The sequence below is a fragment of the Pseudomonas putida genome (genome assembly GCF_005080685.1).
GTDB classification, from domain to species: Bacteria; Pseudomonadota; Gammaproteobacteria; order Pseudomonadales; family Pseudomonadaceae; genus Aquipseudomonas; species Aquipseudomonas putida_V.
Genome location: NZ_CP039371.1, coordinates 3,543,332 through 3,561,240 on the forward strand (window position 1 = coordinate 3,543,332; position 17,909 = coordinate 3,561,240).

General features: G+C 63.0%; 14 protein-coding genes and 3 pseudogenes. 11 read left to right on the top strand and 6 right to left on the bottom strand.

Going from position 1 to position 17,909, the window contains the following annotated elements; genetic code table 11:
* Nucleotides 1-231: 231 nt before the first annotated feature.
* Nucleotides 232-774, bottom strand: coding sequence for an MgtC/SapB family protein (locus tag E6B08_RS16115; RefSeq protein WP_136914958.1), 543 nt, complete (start codon nt 772-774; stop codon nt 232-234).
* A gap of 160 nt (nt 775-934) precedes the next feature.
* Here E6B08_RS16115 and E6B08_RS16120 point away from each other — a divergent pair, with 160 nt between their 5' ends.
* The 3 genes from E6B08_RS16120 (at nt 935) to E6B08_RS16130 (ending at nt 4,795) form a co-directional block, all read left to right on the top strand.
* Nucleotides 935-1,168: a DUF3203 family protein gene (locus E6B08_RS16120; protein ID WP_136914959.1), complete on the top strand. Its 234-nt coding sequence runs from the start codon at nt 935-937 to the stop codon at nt 1,166-1,168.
* Between the two features lie 85 nt (nt 1,169-1,253).
* Nucleotides 1,254-2,663 carry a GntR family transcriptional regulator MpaR gene (gene mapR, locus E6B08_RS16125; protein WP_136914960.1) on the top strand — a complete coding sequence of 470 codons (1,410 nt, stop codon included), beginning with the start codon at nt 1,254-1,256 and terminating at the stop codon, nt 2,661-2,663.
* Nucleotides 2,664-2,734: 71 nt separating this feature from the next.
* On the top strand, nt 2,735-4,795 hold the full coding sequence (locus E6B08_RS16130) for a PAS domain-containing sensor histidine kinase (RefSeq protein WP_136914961.1): 2,061 nt from the start codon (nt 2,735-2,737) through the stop codon (nt 4,793-4,795).
* Between the two features lie 12 nt (nt 4,796-4,807).
* On the opposite strand, the gene E6B08_RS16135 is transcribed toward E6B08_RS16130, so the two are convergent.
* The 4 genes from E6B08_RS16135 to E6B08_RS16150 form a co-directional block, all read right to left on the bottom strand.
* Entirely contained in the window at nt 4,808-5,554 is a 747-nt protein-coding gene (locus E6B08_RS16135; RefSeq protein ID WP_136914962.1) for an SDR family oxidoreductase, read from the bottom strand.
* Between the two features lie 81 nt (nt 5,555-5,635).
* Nucleotides 5,636-7,174, bottom strand: a complete 1,539-nt coding sequence (locus E6B08_RS16140) for a DHA2 family efflux MFS transporter permease subunit (RefSeq protein ID WP_136914963.1) — start codon at nt 7,172-7,174, stop codon at nt 5,636-5,638.
* The gene (locus E6B08_RS16145) at nt 7,171-8,361 is read right to left on the bottom strand and encodes an efflux RND transporter periplasmic adaptor subunit (protein WP_136914964.1); all 1,191 of its coding nucleotides are present in this window, start codon (nt 8,359-8,361) and stop codon (nt 7,171-7,173) included. Before E6B08_RS16145 ends, E6B08_RS16140 begins: the two co-directional genes overlap by 4 nt.
* Nucleotides 8,362-8,391: 30 nt before the next feature.
* Nucleotides 8,392-8,865, bottom strand: coding sequence for a MarR family winged helix-turn-helix transcriptional regulator (locus tag E6B08_RS16150; RefSeq protein WP_136914965.1), 474 nt, complete (start codon nt 8,863-8,865; stop codon nt 8,392-8,394).
* Nucleotides 8,866-9,094: 229 nt separating this feature from the next.
* On the opposite strand from E6B08_RS16150, the gene E6B08_RS16155 reads away from it, so the two are divergent.
* Nucleotides 9,095-10,099, top strand: a complete 1,005-nt coding sequence (locus tag E6B08_RS16155) for a FecR family protein (RefSeq protein WP_136914966.1) — start codon at nt 9,095-9,097, stop codon at nt 10,097-10,099.
* Between the two features lie 24 nt (nt 10,100-10,123).
* Here the strand turns inward: E6B08_RS16155 and E6B08_RS16160 are convergent, their stop codons facing one another.
* Entirely contained in the window at nt 10,124-11,443 is a 1,320-nt protein-coding gene (locus E6B08_RS16160) for a Na+/H+ antiporter family protein (protein ID WP_136914967.1), read from the bottom strand.
* A gap of 859 nt (nt 11,444-12,302) precedes the next feature.
* Between E6B08_RS16160 and E6B08_RS31525 the strand changes: the two are divergent.
* The 7 genes and pseudogenes from E6B08_RS31525 to E6B08_RS16190 all read left to right on the top strand — a co-directional run.
* Nucleotides 12,303-13,268, top strand: a pseudogene (locus E6B08_RS31525) (HAMP domain-containing protein); the annotation flags it as partial.
* Between the two features lie 102 nt (nt 13,269-13,370).
* Entirely contained in the window at nt 13,371-14,126 is a 756-nt protein-coding gene (locus tag E6B08_RS31530) for a methyl-accepting chemotaxis protein (protein ID WP_416194403.1), read from the top strand.
* 84 nt (nt 14,127-14,210) lie between these two features.
* Nucleotides 14,211-15,242: an ABC transporter substrate-binding protein gene (locus E6B08_RS16170; protein ID WP_136914969.1), complete on the top strand. Its 1,032-nt coding sequence runs from the start codon at nt 14,211-14,213 to the stop codon at nt 15,240-15,242.
* A 21-nt stretch (nt 15,243-15,263) separates the two neighbouring features.
* Nucleotides 15,264-15,440 (top strand): annotated as a pseudogene (locus E6B08_RS16175) (proline/glycine betaine ABC transporter permease); the annotation flags it as partial.
* A gap of 74 nt (nt 15,441-15,514) precedes the next feature.
* Nucleotides 15,515-16,126: a cell wall hydrolase gene (locus tag E6B08_RS16180; RefSeq protein ID WP_136914970.1), complete on the top strand. Its 612-nt coding sequence runs from the start codon at nt 15,515-15,517 to the stop codon at nt 16,124-16,126.
* A gap of 246 nt (nt 16,127-16,372) precedes the next feature.
* A pseudogene (locus E6B08_RS16185) lies at nt 16,373-17,223 on the top strand (CAP domain-containing protein).
* A gap of 60 nt (nt 17,224-17,283) precedes the next feature.
* Nucleotides 17,284-17,895 carry a LysE family translocator gene (locus tag E6B08_RS16190; RefSeq protein ID WP_136914971.1) on the top strand — a complete coding sequence of 204 codons (612 nt, stop codon included), beginning with the start codon at nt 17,284-17,286 and terminating at the stop codon, nt 17,893-17,895.
* The last annotated feature ends 14 nt before the right edge of the window (nt 17,896-17,909 follow it).

The window sequence follows — 17,909 nt, forward strand, 5'->3', positions numbered from 1 at the left end:
GGGTTCGTCCCCGCGGGCTGACACAGAACAATAAAACTACCTTCAGGTAGCGGCAGTCAGAACGGATCGCAAGATGAAAACAGGTCAGCGCTCAAAAAAATACGTTTGCTCTTGACCCCGCATGGGGGTCACCCGCTACACCGAGGCAGGCTTACAAAAACAACAAAAGGCCAGTCTTCAATAATAAGAAAAGAGCAGGCAACAACGCTTTGAGGGGAGCTTCGGCTCCCCTCAGTGCTTCCTGCCCTCCTCCTCTTCCTGCTTCACCGCCTGTTCCTCCTTCTCCTGCCCCTCGATCTTTTCCACCAGCAACGGCATCGTACCCAGTACCAGCAGCGCCAGCACCGTGCTGATCAGCGCCGTGGCCTCGCGCCCCATGCCGGCCGCCGTGCCGATCGCCGCCGTCATCCACAAGCCTGCCGCAGTGGTCAGCCCCTTGACGTGACTGGTGTCCCGGCCGTTGCCCTTGAGGATGGTGCCCGCCCCGAGAAAACCGATCCCCGCGACGATACCCTGGATGACCCGGCTCAGTGCCTGGGCGTCGGCACCGGCCATGCTCGGCGCCAGCACGAACAGCGCCGCACCCAATGACACCAGCATATGGGTCCGTACACCCGCCGATTTACCCTTGTGTTCGCGTTCGAACCCCAGCACCGCGCCGAGCACCGCGGCCATCAGCAGGCGCACCATGATCTGCGTGACTTCCCGGGTATCGGCGATATCGGCGAATTCGGCCTCGATGGCTTGCCAGATCGAATCCCACCATGGGTCCATCGAAGATCTCCCGCCGTGTTGGATAAGCGGTTGACCATGAGATTTCGCTGTGTGTTCCAGCCCTTTTGCGGCGATCCGACGCGAAAGGCTAGATCAGAGAATGCAACGTCCCGCCTCCCGCTGCGGTCTCAATGGATAACCGCCCCAGGAGGCCACAGTCATGCCCATCGAAATCGACGGATCCACCTGCACGCTCATTGGCGATCACCTGCCCATTGAAGGCAAAGGTGAGGAAATCGAAATCGTTACCGACGAGCATCTACGCATGTCGGTGGCGGTGCTGGCAGGCGAGCGCGTGCCGATCACCGAAGCCGAGGCAGATGCGCTCACCGTCGCAGGCGCCAGGGATAGCCGCAAGCACTTGAAGGCCAGCACACCTGGCTCTGTCATCTGATACGGTTCAAATCACCAAGCCTGCTCCTGTATTGCAAACAGTTCAGGCGCCATACTGGGCCGACCCCCTCGCCTGCCGAGCCCGTATGAAACGCTACGAACAATTTGCCGACGACATTGCCGAACTGATCCGCTCCGGGGTGCTTGGCCCTGGCCAGCGTCTGCCGTCGGTCCGTTACGCCAGCCAGACCCACCGGGTCAGCCCGTCCACGGTGTTCCAGGCCTACTACCTGCTGGAGCGCCGTGGGCTCATCCGCGCACGGCCGCGCTCGGGCTATTTCGTCAACGCCAATACGCCGCGCCCCTTCCGCGAGCCGCAGGCCGAACAGCCACTGAGCGAGTCCACCGAGGTGGATGTCAGCGAACTGGTGTTCTCGATCCTGGAATCGATCAAGGATCCCAGCACCGTGCCGTTCGGCTCGGCGTTCCCCAGCCCTGAACTGTTCCCCTTGCAGCGCCTGTCACGCTCGCTGGCCAGCGCCAGCCGCGCCATGGATCCACGCATGGTGGTCACCGACCTGTCGCCGGGCAATCCGCAGCTGCGCCGGCAGATTGCCCTGCGCTACATGGTCGGCGGCCTGATGCTGCCGATGGAGGAGCTGCTGATCACCAACGGCGCGTTGGAGGCCCTGAACCTGTGCCTGCAAGCGGTGACAGAGCCCGGCGACCTGGTGGCCATCGAAGCGCCGGCGTTCTATGCCTGCCTGCAAGTGCTCGAGCGCCTGAAGCTCAAGGCAGTCGAGATTCCCGTGCACCCCCGCGAAGGCATGGACCTGGGCGTACTGGCGCAAACCCTGCAAAAGCACCCGATCAAGGCCGTCTGGTGCATGACCAATTTCCAGAATCCGGTGGGCGCCAGCATGCCGGAGGCGAAGAAGCAGGCGCTGGTGGAACTGATCACACGCCATCAGGTGCCATTGATCGAAGACGATGTCTATGCCGAACTCTATTATTCGCAGCAGGCTCCGAAACCGGCCAAGGCATTCGACACCCAGGGCCTGGTGATGCATTGCGGCTCGTTTGCCAAAAGCCTGGCACCCGGCTACCGGATCGGCTGGGTGGCCGCCGGGCGCTTCGCGCGCAAGATCGAACGGCTCAAGTTGATGACCTCGCTATGCGCCTCGATGCCGGCACAGGCGGCCATCGCCGACTACCTGCAGCACGGTGGCTACGATCGTCACCTGCGCAAGCTGCGCTATGCGCTGGAGGGCCAGCAAGCCAACATGCTTGCCGCCATCACCCAGTACTTTCCATCGCAAACGAGGGTCAGCCAACCCTCTGGGGGTTACTTCCTGTGGCTGGAACTGCCCGAACGACTGGACGCGCTCAAGCTGTTCCATCTGGCGCTCGCCCAAGGCATCAGCATCGCACCGGGGCCGATTTTTTCCCCGACACAGCGATTCGGCAACTGCATACGCTTGAATTACGGCAGCCCTTGGGGCTCTAGCGCCGAGCACGCCATGGAAACGCTGGGGCGTATCATTCGTTCGTTTTAAGTTTCCGAATCATTACCGCTTATCGCGAGGACCCGCTACAGTCAGCGCAGACCTTTCTGCCGAGCATCGTGATGTCCTCTCGCCGCCAATCCTCGCCAATCCAGCAAATCGAAAGATTGCAGCGCATCAATGCTCAGCTCGAATCGCGCCTGGCGCGTTACAAACAGAACGACCAGCATTTCTACCGATCACTGTTCGAAACGATGGATGAAGGCTTCGGCATCCTTGAGTTGCTCGACGGCCCGCACGGCCCGCTCAGCGATTATTCGCACGTGCTGACCAATGCTGCCTATGTGAAACATGCCGGGACCGGGGATGTGGTCGGTAAATGCGTACGTGACTTGATTCCCAACGAAGCGGATCAATGGGTAGCGCGTTTTAGTGAAGTGTGGCGCACAGGGGAGTCATCACACTTTGAGCAAGAGCTGATAGCCACTGGCCACATCCTTGCAGTCACCTGCTTTCGGATCGAACCTGCTACTCGACGCCAGGTCGCAGTGCTGTTCAGGGATGTCACTGCGCGGAGCAAAGCCGATCAGATGCTGCTGCAGATCAACGAAAATCTCGAGCAGCAGGTGCATACCGCGCTTTCCGAGCGGCAGTTTTTCTCCCGGCTGGTCGACTACAGCGCGGCCAATGTCCACGTACTGGATACAGAGATGCGTTGGCTGGCCATCAACCGCCAGGCAAGGCTGGACTTTCATTCCCTTTACGGAACGTTACCCAGCGTCGGTGATGCGATGCCAGCGTTGCTAAAGTGCGATCAGCGCGAACACGACATGATCCTGAGCCTGTGGCAACGGGCGCTTTCCGGTGAGCAATTCATCGTGACCGAGTTGTTCGGCCTTAGCCCTGCCCAGCGCTATTACGAACTCCGTTTCAACTGTATTCGCGGCGATGATGGTGTCGTGGTCGCCGCCTTCGTCTTCGCCTACGACATCAGCGAACGGGTCGCTGACCAGCAGCGCTTGATCCAAGCCGAGCAGGCCCTGCGTCAAGCACAGAAAATGGAAGCGGTAGGCCAGCTCACGGGCGGCATTGCCCATGACTTCAATAACCTCCTCGGCGGTATCCTGGGTGCCCAGGAATTGATGCAGCAGAGGATACAACAAGGGCGCTTCGACGAGCTTGCCAGCCTTCTGGCCGTTAGCAACAGTTCAGCCCAGCGCGCGTCGGCAATGGTGCATCGCCTTCTAGCCTTCTCGCGCCAACAAACCCTACAACCCCAAGCTACCGACGTACGTCGGCTGGTCGAAGATATGGAGGACTTGATAAGGGGCAGTCTTGGTCCGGATTTCTCGCTGCGCAGCCATTTCGCCGAGGCGCTGTGGCCCACGTTCATCGATCCCCCCCAATTGGAGAGTGCACTGCTGAACCTTTGCCTGAATGCGCGTGACGCCATGCACAATGGCGGCCTCGTCAGTATCTCTGCCGACAATGTCTCCCTCGATGCCGAGCGAGCCCGGGATCTAGACCTACATGAGGGCGATTTCGTACGTGTGGGTGTGAAGGACACCGGCCAAGGCATGACGGCAGACGTACTGGCGCGTGCCGTGGACCCGTTTTTCACAACCAAGCCAATTGGCCGAGGGACGGGGCTCGGCTTGTCGATGGTATACGGTTTCGTGCGGCAATCCGGTGGCCAGCTACACATTCAGTCAGAGCTGTGTGTTGGCAGTCATATCGAGCTATACCTGCCCCGTTATCGAGGGGTTGCGACGGATCAGGAGTATACGCCGCATACGCTTGCACTACCCATAGCGGCTTCCTGTCGGATCATGCTGGTAGAGGACCAGGCGGCGATGCGCCGGGTGATCACCGAGGTATTGGAGGACTTGGGACACCAGGTGCAGGTGTTCGACTCAGGGCATTCTGCGATCGACCATCTGTACAACAGTCCTCGTCCAGATCTGCTGATCACTGATGTCGGGCTACCCGATGGGGTAAATGGCCGTCAGGTGGCCGAACACGCCCAGGCCTTGCATGCCGGTCTGAAAGTACTTTTCATCACCGGATACGACGAAAGCGCTGCGTTCAACCAAGGCCAGCCAATACCCGACTCTCGCGTCCTGAACAAGCCGTTCAGCCTGGCGCTGCTGGCCGAGCGCGCCACTGAGCTGCTGCAATCCTGAGCGCTTGCCGACTCAGCGCCCGCCACCAAGGTCGATGAAGCTGCCGGTGGAATAGGACGCTTTGTCCGACAACAGCCAGATGATCGCTTCGGCGACTTCCTCCGGCTGGCCACCCCGCCCCATGGGCAAGCCCGGTTCGAGCTTGGCTACCCGATCGGCATCGCCGGACAATGCGTGGAAGCTGGTATGGATATAGCCGGGGCGCACGCCATTGACGCGCACACCTTCGCCGGCCACTTCCTTGGCCAGGCCCAGGGTGAAGGTGTCCAGCGCGCCCTTGGAGGCGGCGTAGTCGACGTATTCGTTGGGCGATCCAAGCCGTGCGGCCACTGACGATACGTTGACGATGGCCCCACCCTGGCCGCCATGGCGGCGAGACATGCGCAGCAGCGCATGCTTGGCGCAGAGCATCGGACCGACGACGTTGGTTTTCATGACCTTGAGCAGACGAAACTCGGACATGCCGTCCACCCGGCTCTGCTGGCCGATGGTTCCGGCGTTGTTGACCAAGGCGCTGACCGGCCCAAGCTCGTGGTCCACGCGCTGGAACAACTGGATCACTTCGTCCTCGACGCTGGCATCGGCCCGCACCGCGATGGCTTCGGCGCCAAGCGCGCGTACCTGGGCAAGGACGCGCTCGGCAGCCTGGTCGTCGGCATGGTAGTTGATGCAGATTCGATAACCCTGACGAGCGGCCAGCAACGCTGTGGCCGCGCCGATGCCGCGACTGGCACCGGTGATGACGATGACTTTCTCCATGGACCTACCCATCGCTGGTAACGGACTTCCGACAATAGGTGAAAAGCCAGTCCATGGGAATTCGGCTTTTGGAGTTAGGCTTCAATGCCCCCCTGACCCCGCCGCTGCCGCCTTGGCCGTAAACGGTGGCTTGGCGAACCAGACCAACAAGATCAACCCGGCAAACATCCAGGTCATGAGGGTGAAGTAATCGACCGTGGACATCATGTACGCCTGCGCGTTGAGAATCTGCTCCAGCTGCGCATACCCCTGCGGCCCCGCACCCCCCAATTGCTTGAGGGTATGCCGGGTCGCCGGATCGAACGTGCTGATGTGCTCGCTCAGATAAGCATGATGCTGCTCCGCCCGGCGAATCCAGATCCACGTGGTCAGCGACGCCGCGAAACTCCCCCCAAGCGTACGCAGGAAGGTCGCCAGCCCCGAGCCATCGGCAATCTGGTGCGGCGGCAGATCAGACAGCAGGATGCTCAAGGTCGGCATGAAGAACAGCGCCACGCCAATCCCCATGAACAGTTGCACCAGGGCGATGTGCTGGAAATCCACCTCGCTGGTGAACCCGGCGCGCATGAAGCAACTGCCACCGATGGCCAGGAACGCCAACCCCGCCAGCACCCGCAGGTCGAAACGGTGGGCATACTTGCCCACGAACGGCGACATGATCACCGGCAACAGGCCAATCGGCGCCACGGCCAGGCCCGCCCACGTCGCCGTGTAGCCCATCTGCGTCTGCAGCCATTGCGGCAGGATCAGGTTGATGCCGAAGAAGCCCGCATAGCCCCCCACCAGCACCATGGTGCCGATGCGAAAGTTACGGTGCACGAACAGCCGCAGGTTGACTACCGGGTGGCGGTCGGTCAGCTCCCAGATGATGAAGATCGCCAGGAACACCACCGAGATCAAGGTACCGATGATGATGAACGACGACTCGAACCAGTCCAGATCGTTGCCCTTGTCGAGCACCACCTGCAATGCTCCGACCCCGACGATCAACGTCAGCAAGCCGATGTAGTCCATCGGCTGGCGACTGGTGACCACCGGCCGCGTGCGCATCTGCTGGCGCACCACGGCGGCAGCGAACAAGCCGATCGGCACGTTGATGAAGAAGATCCACGGCCAACTGTAGCTGTCGGTGATCCAGCCTCCGAGTATCGGCCCGGCAATAGGCGCCACCACCGTGACCATCGCCAGCAAAGCCAGGGCCATGCCGCGTTTGGCCGGTGGGTACACGGCAATCAGCAAGGTCTGGGTCATCGGGTACAGCGGCCCGGCCACCACACCCTGCAAGACCCGGAAGCCGACCAGCTCCGGCATCGACTGGGCGATACCGCACAGGAACGACGCCAGCACGAACAGCAAGGTGGCCCAGATGAACAGCTTGACCTCGCCGAAACGCCGGCTCAGCCAACCGGTGAGTGGCAGCGCGATGGCGTTGCTTACCGCGAACGAGGTGATCACCCAGGTGCCCTGTTCGTAGCTCACGCCCAGGTTTCCGGAAATGGTCGGCAAGGCCACGTTGGCGATGGTGGTGTCCAGCACCTGCATGAAGGTTGCCAGGGACAGGCCGATGGTGGTCAGCAACAGGCTCGGCGGGGTGAACTGCGCAGGCGCTTCCTTGCTCATCGCTGGGCCGTCTTGCCGGCGGCGCTGTTCATGTGAATCAACCGCGCAATCAGTTCATCGGCTTCGGCCAGCTGGTGGTCGTACACCTGGGTGGTAAAGCTGGCCTGCTGAGGCGGCTGTTGCGCCAAGGTCGGGCCACTCTGGTCGTGCAGATCGACTTCGGTGATGGTCGACAGGCCGATGCGCAACGGGTGGTCCTTGAGTTGCTCGGGATTGATGTGGATACGCACCGGCACGCGCTGGACGATCTTGATCCAGTTGCCGGTGGCGTTCTGCGCGGGCAACAGGGCAAAGGCACTGCCGGTACCGGCGCCCAGGCTATCGACCGTGCCGCTGTACTTGACCTCGCTGCCGTACAGGTCGGCCGTGATTTCCACCGGCTGGCCAATGCGCATGTCGCGCAGCTGGGTCTCCTTGAAGTTGGCGTCGATCCACACTTGGTCCAGGGGGATCACTGCCATGGTCGCGGTGCCCGGTTGCAGGCGCTGGCCAAGTTGCACGGTGCGCTTTGCCACGTATCCGGTAACCGGCGCGACCAGGGTGGTACGGGCATGATCGAGGTAGGCCTGGCGCAAGTCGGCGGCAGCAGCCATGACCTCGGGGTGCGAAGAGACCTCGGTATCGTCCACCAGCGCGGTGCTGGTGTTGAGTTCCTGGCGGGCGCTGTTCACCGCAGCCTGGGCGACGGTCAGGTCGTCACGAGCGTGGGAGATTTCCTCTGCGGCGATCGCACCGCTGTCGGCCAGCACCTTGCGCCGGTTGTAGTTCTGCTGCGCCTTCTGCAGCTCGGCCTGACGGGTCTGCAACTGCGCCTTGAGCGAATCGACATTGCTGTAAAGCCCGCGCACCTGACGCACCGTGCGCGCCAGCTTGGCCTCGGCGGACTGCAAGGCCACTTCGCTGTCGGCCGGGTCGAACTTCAACAGTACCTGGCCGGCATGCACCAGATCGCCGTCATCGGCGCCGATACTGGTGACGGTGCCAGCGACCAATGGGGTGATTTCCACCACGTTGCCGTTGACGTAGGCATCGTCGGTGCTTACCTGCCAGCGCCCGACCAGGGTGTACCAGGCGTAGGTGCAGGCTCCGGCGACGATCAGTAGCAACAGCAGGCCCAGCAGCCAGGCCTTGCGCTTGCTTGGCGAGCCCTGTTCGGAGGGAGTCGGGGTGTCAGCGGGAGTGGCCATGATAATACCTTGGCTAGTACGTAACAGGGATCAACGATCGCCGAAGCGGCGGATCATCAGCGGGTCGCCAGCATTCACCAGCAGCTTGGTCAACAGACTTTCGAGGGTGGTGAGTTCCTCAGGTTGCAGAACGCCGACCAGCTCGTTCATCGCCGCAGCGCCGATCTCTGGCAAGCGGTTGGCCACGCGCTGACCTTCGCTGGTGAGTGCCAGGCGCACCTGACGGCGGTCCTCGGCGCAGCGATTGCGCTCGATCAGGCCCTTTTGCACCAGGCGATCGAGCATGCGCGTCATCGAGCCGCTATCCAGGCCCAGGTAACGGCACAGCTCGGCGGGCGTATCCACCTGGTACTGGGTGACGATGATCAACACCTTGAACTGCGCCGCGGTAATGCCCTCGGACTCCAGGTGCGAATCGAGGATGCGGTCTTTGAGCAGTGCCGCACGCCCAAGCAGGATGCCGATGGCGCAGGTTTCGAAGTTTTCCGGAGTGAAATGAGGCATCGATAACGACTCGGGTAATTGTGTGCAAATATTACTGCCTAGGCAGTCAATGTCAAAGCTCTGATTAGCAGGCTATCTAAAATGCCGGTTTCAGGGCTCCGTATGCCTATCAGGGGATCGGAATCACTCGCAATTCCGACGAAAAAGCGCATGACTGATAGTCATTCGCCATTACGACGTTTATCGATACACCATTGCGAGGGTAGAATGCGCAAAACCCGGAGCCGCAATGAACCACGACCGCCTCAACGCCAACCCCGACGATGCCATGACCGATGCCGCCGCGCACTGGTGCATGCGCTTGCACGCCGATGATTGCACGGCCGCCGAGCGTGAAGCATTTGCCCGCTGGGTAGCGGCGGACGCGCGTCACCGGGAAGAGTACGAGGCGATGCTGGAGATCTGGGACACCGCCGATTTGCTGCCACGCACCGCCACCGTGGTGGAGTTCAACCCACCAAGCCCGGCTGCCGCGCCGCGCAACTGGCGGCCCCTGGCTTCGGCAGCGGCCATCGCCCTCGCGGTGCTGCCCCTGCTTGGCTGGATGGGCTGGGAGCAAGGCTGGCTGCCCAACCGCTATCAGCACTTCGAAGCCGGCGACCACATGCAGATCGTGCAACTGAGCGATGGCAGCACGGTGGAGTTGAACCTCAACACCGAGCTGACCTTCTTCAACTACAAGGACCAGCGCCAGGTCACCCTCGATCGTGGCGAGGCGTTCTTCAAGGTCACGCACGACAGCACGCACCCCTTCATCGTCCAGGCAGGACGCGGTCAGACGCGTGTCACCGGCACCCAGTTCAACGTGTGGAAATACCAGGACCAAGTCAAGGTCACCCTGGTGGAGGGTTCCGTACTGGTCAGCACGGATGGCAGCGGCAGCGGCTACCACCTGAGCCCAGGCATGCAGGCCAGCTATCGCGCGGGCGACTTCGAGCCACAAGTGGCCCAGAGCGAAGACTACGGCAACACCCTGGCCTGGCGCAGCGGCAAGCTGATCCTCGACAACCTCAGCCTCGACCAGGCGCTGCCGGTGATCAACCGGTACCTCGATGCACCGCTGCGGCTGGCCGACCAGGCCACCGGGCACATTCGCATCAGTGGCATCTACAACACCCGCGAAGTCGGTCGGCTGGTGGACAACCTGCCCAAGGTACTGCCGGTCTACCTGACCCGCAGCAAGGACGGCAGCACCGTCCTCAACAGCATTTCCCCTGCGCCCAACAACGGTTGATCCTTTCCCTACAGCAGCATCCCCCTACAGCACCATCGCCGCCAACCAGCCGAACGCCAGCAACGGCAGGTTGTAGTGGATGAAGGTTGGCACCACGGTGTCCCAAATGTGGTGATGCTGGCCATCGACGTTCAGCCCGGAGGTCGGTCCCAGGGTCGAGTCCGATGCTGGAGAGCCTGCGTCTCCCAAGGCGCCGGCGGTGCCAACGATACACACCGTAGCCAGCGGGTCGAAGCCCAGTTGCACGCACAGCGGCACGAAGATCGCCGCGAGGATCGGCACCGTCGAGAACGACGAACCAATGCCCATGGTCACCAACAGGCCGACCAGCAGCATCAGCAATGCACCGATGCCTTTGCTATGGCCGATCCATTGGGCTGCAGCCTCGACCATGCTGTTGACCTCGCCGGTGGCTTTCATCACATCGGCGAAGCCTGAGGCCGCGATCATGATGAAACCGATCATGGCCATCATCTTCATGCCTTCGGTGAACAGGTCGTCGGTGTCTTTCCAGCGCACGATGCCCGACAGCGAGAACACCAGGAATCCGACCATGGCGCCGATGATCATCGAGCCCAGCCACAGCTGAATGATGAACGCCAGGGCAATCGCCAGGCCGGCCACCATCAGGGTCAGCGGGTTGTACTGCACCGTCACCTGCTCGACCTGTTCGATACGTGCCAGGTCGTAGTCGCGCTTGCGCCGGTAGCTCACGAACACGGCCAGCAACAGGCCGGCGAGCATGCCGGCAGCCGGAATGGCCATGGCGTGGGTGACATTGACCCCGCTGATGTCGACGCCGGCACGGGCGACGTTGGCCAGCAGGATCTGGTTGAGGAAGATGTTGCCGAAGCCCACTGGCAGGAACATGTAGGGGGTGATCAGGCCGAAGGTGATCACGCAGGCCACCAGCCGCCGGTCGATGCGCAACCGCGTCAGCACATACAGCAGCGGCGGTACCAGCAGCGGAATGAAAGCGATGTGGATGGGCAGGATGTTCTGCGAAGCCACGGCGACCACCAGCATCAAGCCGATCAGCAGCCATTTGACCTTGCCTCCTTCGGCATGCCCCTGGCGGTCGACCATCGCCAGGGCGCGGTCGGCCAATGCATGCGCCAGGCCGGACTTGGCAATGGCCACGGCAAAGGCACCGAGCAAGGCATAGGACAATGCCACCGTGGCGCCCCCACCGAGGCCGCCATTGAACGCCTCGAGCGTGCCTTCGATACCCAGCCCGCCGACCAGCCCTCCGACCAGCGCACCAATGATCAGGGCGATGACCACGTGCACGCGTGAAAGGCTGAGAATCAGCATGATGCCGACTGCGGCGATCACTGCATTCATGGTTTGGCTTCCCTCGTTGCGACAGAAAAAAAGCGCGCACTCTGCCGCAGTGGGCGGAGGATGTCAAAACCGTGGATTGTAGAGGAACGTCACGGATTGGCGGTGTTTTCAAGGTGGTTGGCTTGAGGTTTAGGTTGTTGTCGGGATCGAGCGCCGCCCGCGCGGCGCATCGCGACGCAAGGCCGCTCCCACATTTGTTGCAACGTGCCACTGTCTGTCAGGCCATGGTTGTTCGCCTTTGGGGCACAACGGAAAATCGTGGAGGCCCCTGCGCCAACACAAATATCGCGCCGGGCCCACCAGGCTGACAACTATGGCCTACCAGACATGATTGGCCTGAAACAGATGTGGGAGCGGCCTTGCGTCGCGATGCGCCGCGCGGGCGGCGCTCGATATCTGCCGCACTGCATCTCCCAAGCGAACAGCCCATCTATCCACAAATCCATGAAACCCCCATTAAAACGCCCGCACCAATAAAGTAGCCGCCGCCCCCGCCGATACACAGGCAAGCCACACTCCAATTACAAGGGTACTCTCCATGCCTCTGCGCCAACTCTCCATCCAGTGGAAGATCACGCTGCTCGCTGGCCTTTGCCTGGCCGGTATCGTCACCCTGCTCGTCGGGCTTTCGCTGTACCGGATGGACCACAGTTCCGACCTGGTCAAGGCGAGCAGCTCGCAGATGCTTGCCGAAGCCGCACAGGCGCGGATCGAGTCGCAGGGCGAGGTACAGGCCCTGAACATCCGGCGCCAGTTCATGGATGCCTACCAATACGGCGCCGGCTTTTCCCGCCAGGTGCTGTTCCTGCGTGAACAGGCGGAAAAACGCTTCATCGATGCCTTCGATCTGCGCGAGGACATGACCCGCCAGGTGCAAGCCGCCCTGCAAGCCAACCCCGAGCTGCTCGGGCTGTCGCTGGTGTTTGAGCGCAATGCGCTGGACAACAAGGACAGCCTGTTCGTCAACCAGGAGGCGCTGGGCAGCAACGAGAGCGGCCGCTTCGCCTTGTACTGGTCGCAGCCCCGGGCTGGCACCCTGACCTCCATGGCGCTGCCGGAACACGACATGGCCAATACCGAGATCGGCGCTGGCGGCCAACCTGCCAATGCCTGGTGGAGTTGCCCGCGCGAAACTGCCAAGGTCTGCGTGACCGAACCCTACTTCTATGACATCGAAGGCCAGCGCGTGCTGATGACCAGCATCGCCTTCCCGCTGGCGGTCGACGGCAAGGTCATCGCCACCCTGTCGGTGGATATCAACCTCAACAGCTTGCAAGCCCTCAGCCAGGACGCCAGTCGCGGGCTGTACGAAGGCCGCACCACCGTCGGCATTCTCAGCCCCACAGGTCTGCTGGCCGGCTACAGTGCCGACGCCAGCAAGCTGGCCCAGCGCTTCGACCAGGTCGATCCGCGCCAGGGCGCCGAACTGGTGCGCAAGCTGGCCGACGGTAAAATGACCATCGCCCACGACCAGCAAAGGCTGAAGGTGCTGGCCGCCTTCGCGCCGATCCCCGGCAGTCGCCCGTGGGGCGTGGTGCTGGATGTTCCGGAGGAGGTCCTGACCGGACCTGCCGATAGCCTCAAGCAAGAACTCGACGCGCTCAATACCAGCGGCACCCTGCTTGAGCTCGGCCTGGGCCTGGCGGCGGCGGTGATCGGCCTGCTGATGATCTGGCTGATGGCGCGCAGCGTGACCCGGCCGATCCTCGGCGTGGCCAGCATGCTCAAGGACATCGCCAGCGGCGAAGGCGACCTCACCCGCCGCCTGGACTACGACAAGCAGGACGAGTTGGGCGAACTGGCCAGCTGGTTCAACCGCTTCCTCGACAAACTGCAACCGATCATCGCCGAGGTCAAACGCTCGGTGCAGGATGCCCGTGGCACCGCCGACCGCTCCTCGGTCATCGCCACCGAAACCAGCGCCGGCATGGAGCAGCAGTACCGCCAGGTTGACCAGGTAGCCACCGCGTCCAACGAGATGAGCGCCACCGCCCAGGATGTCGCACGCAGCGCCGCGCAAGCTGCCCAGGCTGCCCGCGAAGCCGACCAGGCGACCCGCGAGGGCCTGGCGGTGATCGAGCGCACCACCCGCAGCATCGATACCCTTGCCGCCGAGATGGCCAATGCCATGACCGAGGTCGAGGGCCTGGCGCACAACAGCGAGCGCATCGGCTCGGTGCTCGAGGTGATCCGCTCGATCGCCGAGCAGACCAATCTGCTGGCCCTCAACGCCGCCATCGAGGCGGCCCGTGCCGGGGAAGCCGGGCGCGGCTTCGCCGTCGTCGCCGACGAGGTGCGCAACCTGGCGCGCCGTACCCAGGAGTCGGTGGAGGAAACCCGCCAGGTCATCGAAACCCTGCAGAACGGCACCCGCGAAGTGGTCGGCGCGATGGACAACAGCCACCGCCAGGCCCAGGGCGGCGTCGAGCAGGTCGGCCAGGCAGTGACCGCGCTACAGCGCATCGGCCAGGCAGTGACGGTGATCACCGACATGAACCTGCAGATCGCCTCGGCTGCCGAAGAGCAAAGCGCGGTGGCCGAGGAGATCAACAACAACGTTGCGACCATCCGCGATGTCACCGAATCGTTGTCTGGCCAGGCCAATGAGTCTGCGCGCGTCAGCCAATCGCTGAACAGCCTGGCCAACCAGCAGCAGGCGCTAATGGACCAGTTCCGCGTCTGATCGTTGCGCGGGCCTCCAGCGGCCCCGCAACCCTCGTCGTCTACACTTTTTCGGACCGCAAGGATCCGCAACCGACGAGGGCTCATGAAAACGATTCCCACCCTGCTGGCCGGCCTGCTGCTGGCTGTCGGCCTGGCCAGCACCGACACTGCCGCCTCGAAAGACGCCACCTCGAAAAACCCATCCGCGCCCATCCACTTTGGTGCCATTGCCTGGGAAAGCGGCGCCTTCACCACCGAAGTCCTGCGCCTGATCGTCGAGCACGGTTACGGCTACCCCACCGACACCCTCCCTGGCAGCACCGTGAGCATGGAAGTCGCCCTCGCCCGCAACGACCTGCAAGTCATCGCCGAGGAGTGGGCCGGGCGCAGCCCCGCCTGGGTCAAGGCCGAACAGGCAGGCCAGGTGTTCGCCCTGGGCGATACCGTGAAAAACGCAGAGGAAGGCTGGTGGGTGCCTGCCTACGTCATCAAAGGCGACCCCGCACGCGATCTCAAGCCACTCGCGCCCGAGCTACGCAGCGTCGATGACCTGAAGCGCTACCACCACGTGTTCCGCGACCCCGAATCCCCCGGCAAGGGCCGCTTTCTGAACAGCCCGAGTGGCTGGACCTCGGAAACGGTCAATAGCCAGAAGCTCAAGGCCTATGGCCTCGATAGCCTGTACAACAACTTTCGCAGCGGCTCCGGCGCCGCCCTCGATGCCGAGGTCGCCTCCGCGATCCGCCGCGGCCAGCCGGTGCTGTTCTACTACTGGAGTCCCTCACCCTTGATCGGTCGCTACGACCTGGTACGCCTGGCAGAACCCGCCTACGACGCCGAGGCTTGGAAAACCTTGATGGACCCGAACAACGCCAATCCACGGGGCAGTCAGTCACTGCCGGCGAAACTGTCGATCGCCGTGTCCAAGGCATTTCGCGAGAGCTATCCAGAACTGGTGGCTGTGTTCGAGAAAGTCGACCTGCCCATCGACCGCCTGAACAAGGCGCTGGCACACATGAACGAAACCCGCCAGCCGCCCCGGGAAGCCGCGCTCGCGTTCCTACGGGCCAACCCGGACATATGGAAGCCCTGGCTGCCGGCCGAGCACGCAGCCAGAGTCGAGGCAGGCCTATGACCGGTGGCTTCCCCGAAGCCCTCACGCTGTCTGGTGGCGTCGACGATCGGTGCGCGGGGGTTGGGCGAGGACGTACCGGCGGGCATTCAGACACTGAACGTCGGCCAGGACGTGAAGGCTGGCCTGGCCATCGTCGCGCTGGCCATGGTCATCGACCGCATCAGCCAGGCCTATGGCCGCCACGGCACTGAGCCATGAACCAACGCCCCGCCAGGCCAAGTCGATTGCGTTTGGCTAGACTGTGATTCAGTCCACAGTTCGAGACCTCGACCATGCGCCTGACGGGGATGGTGATCGGCTTGACCGCGACCTTGCTGGCAACCCCCTTGTTCGCCACCGAGGCGAGCAAGGCATCCGTCGCCGAAGACAAGGCCGAGGCCCTCGAGGAAAAGGTGGTGGAAGACGCCGCCCCGCCAAAACCACGCGAAAAACTGACGACGGGCGAGGTGCGCGCCGTGGACCCGGCTGGCCAGTCGCCAATGGACGACAGCATCACCTGCCTGGCCCGCACCATCTACTGGGAAGCCAAGGGCGCCGACGACAAGGACATGAGCGCGGTGGCCAGCGTGGTGCTCAATCGCCTGGGCCATGACGGTTTTCCCGACACCCTCTGCGGCGTCGTCAAACAGGGCGTCGAAACGCGCGCGTGCCAGTTTTCCTGGTGGTGCGACGGGCGTCCCGACCAGGTCGAGGAGCCACAGCGCTACGACATCGCCAAGGAGATCGCGCGCAAGGCGCTCAACCAGCAACTCAAGGACTCCACCGGTGGCGCCCTCTACTTCCACGATCGCCAGGTCCATCCTGACTGGGCCAGGGCCTACCGCAAGACTGCCGAGACCCGCCACTTCATCTTCTACAAGCCGAACCAAGCCCTGGCCCGGTGAGGGTCCACGGCAACGGAACAGCCGCCGTCGGGCACGGTCGATGATTCAAGGCAAAGGGCCAGAGAGCAACAAGAACGATTCAAAAAGTGTCGCACTTTTCCTACCCTGGGTGGTCTACTCATGCTTTTGCCGCCAACCCCCTTTGCGGCCTTCATTTTGCTTTGCACATGACCGGGGCCAAAAGCCCCGGGCTTGTGTAGGATGAGCAGCGCACACCACGACGCTGCCAGTCATAGGGAGATCCACATGCGCGTCCTGTCATCCGTTGCTGCCTTGTCGGCAGGGCTGGTCATCTCGACCGCGGCCCTGGCCGTTACCGGCGAAGAGGCGCAACTGATCGATTCGATCAACGTCTACCGCAGCCAGGCTCAGCCATGCGGCGGCGAAGCGTCGCTGGAGCTGCCCCCTCTCAACAGTGACACCCGTCTGGCCCTGTCGCCGGAGGGCACTCGCGACCTGCAGCAAGCCATGACCCGCGCCGCCTATCCCATGGTCAACGTCCAGGCCATCAGCCTGTCCGGCCCCGCGACGCCCGCGCGGCCATGCATGCCATCGAGGAAAGCTTCTGCCAGGTGGTGCTCGACCCCCAGTTCGTCGACATTGGTGTCAGCCAGGAAGGCCGCGACTGGCGCATCGTGCTGGCCCGCCCCTTGCTCAGCGGGCGTCTGGGCGACTGGCAGGCCGAAGGCCAGAAGTTGTTGCAGGAGGTCAATGCAGCACGCAAGGTTGCGCGCCAGTGCGGCGGCCAACCGTTCGCTGCGGCCCCGACCCTGACCTGGAACACCACCCTGGCCGGCGTGGCCGCCAGCCACACCCGGGCCATGGCCAACCAGAACTTCTTCGACCACATCGACCGCGACAACCGCACCCCGGGGGACCGCGCCGAGCTGGCCGGCTACCTCTATCAGCAAATCGGCGAAAACATCGCTGCCGGGCGCGACACAGCGCGTAAGGTGGTCGATGGCTGGCTGGCCAGCCCTGGCCATTGCGCCACCCTGATGAACCCCGACTTCCGGGAAATGGGCGCCGCCTATGCAACCGACCCGAAGAGCGACGCTGGAATCTATTGGACCGGGCTGTTCGGTACGCCACAATGACCACGCCGGGCGATAGCCCGGCCCCCATTGTTCCCATCTGAGCGCAAAGGCTGATCGCACATGGCACTCGACACCTGGCTTATCTATCTGCTCGCCAGCATTGGCTTGTCCCTGACCCCTGGTCCGAACAGCTTGCTGGCCCTGACCCACGGCGCAATCCATGGGGCCCGACGCACCTTGTTCACCATCGCCGGTGGGGTGATCGGCTTCAGTGCGCTGATCGCCCTGGCCATGTTCGGCCTTACCGCGCTGCTGCAAACCAGTGGCTCGGTGCTGACCGTACTCAAGTGGGTGGGCGGCGCTTATCTGGTCTGGCTCGGCATCCAGTTGTGGCGCAGCCCAGCCCTGCACCTGACAAGCACCACGCACGCGGCGCAGCTGAGCAATGCCGGACTGCTGCGCCAAGGCTTGCTGTCGGCCATGGCCAACCCCAAGGTCCTGCTGTTCTATGGCGCCTTCCTGCCACAGTTCATCGACCCACAGCGCGGCCTGTTGTTGCAGTTCGTGGTGATGGCGGCGACCTTCGCTGGCGTGGAATGCCTGGTCGAATACCTGTTGGCACGCATGGCGTTTCGCATCCGCCCCTGGCTTGCCCGCGGCGGCAAACGCTTCAACCGCTGCTGCGGCAGCCTGTTCGCGCTGATCGGGGTGGCGTTGCCGCTGGGGCGTTGACTGCGCCCCAGCGC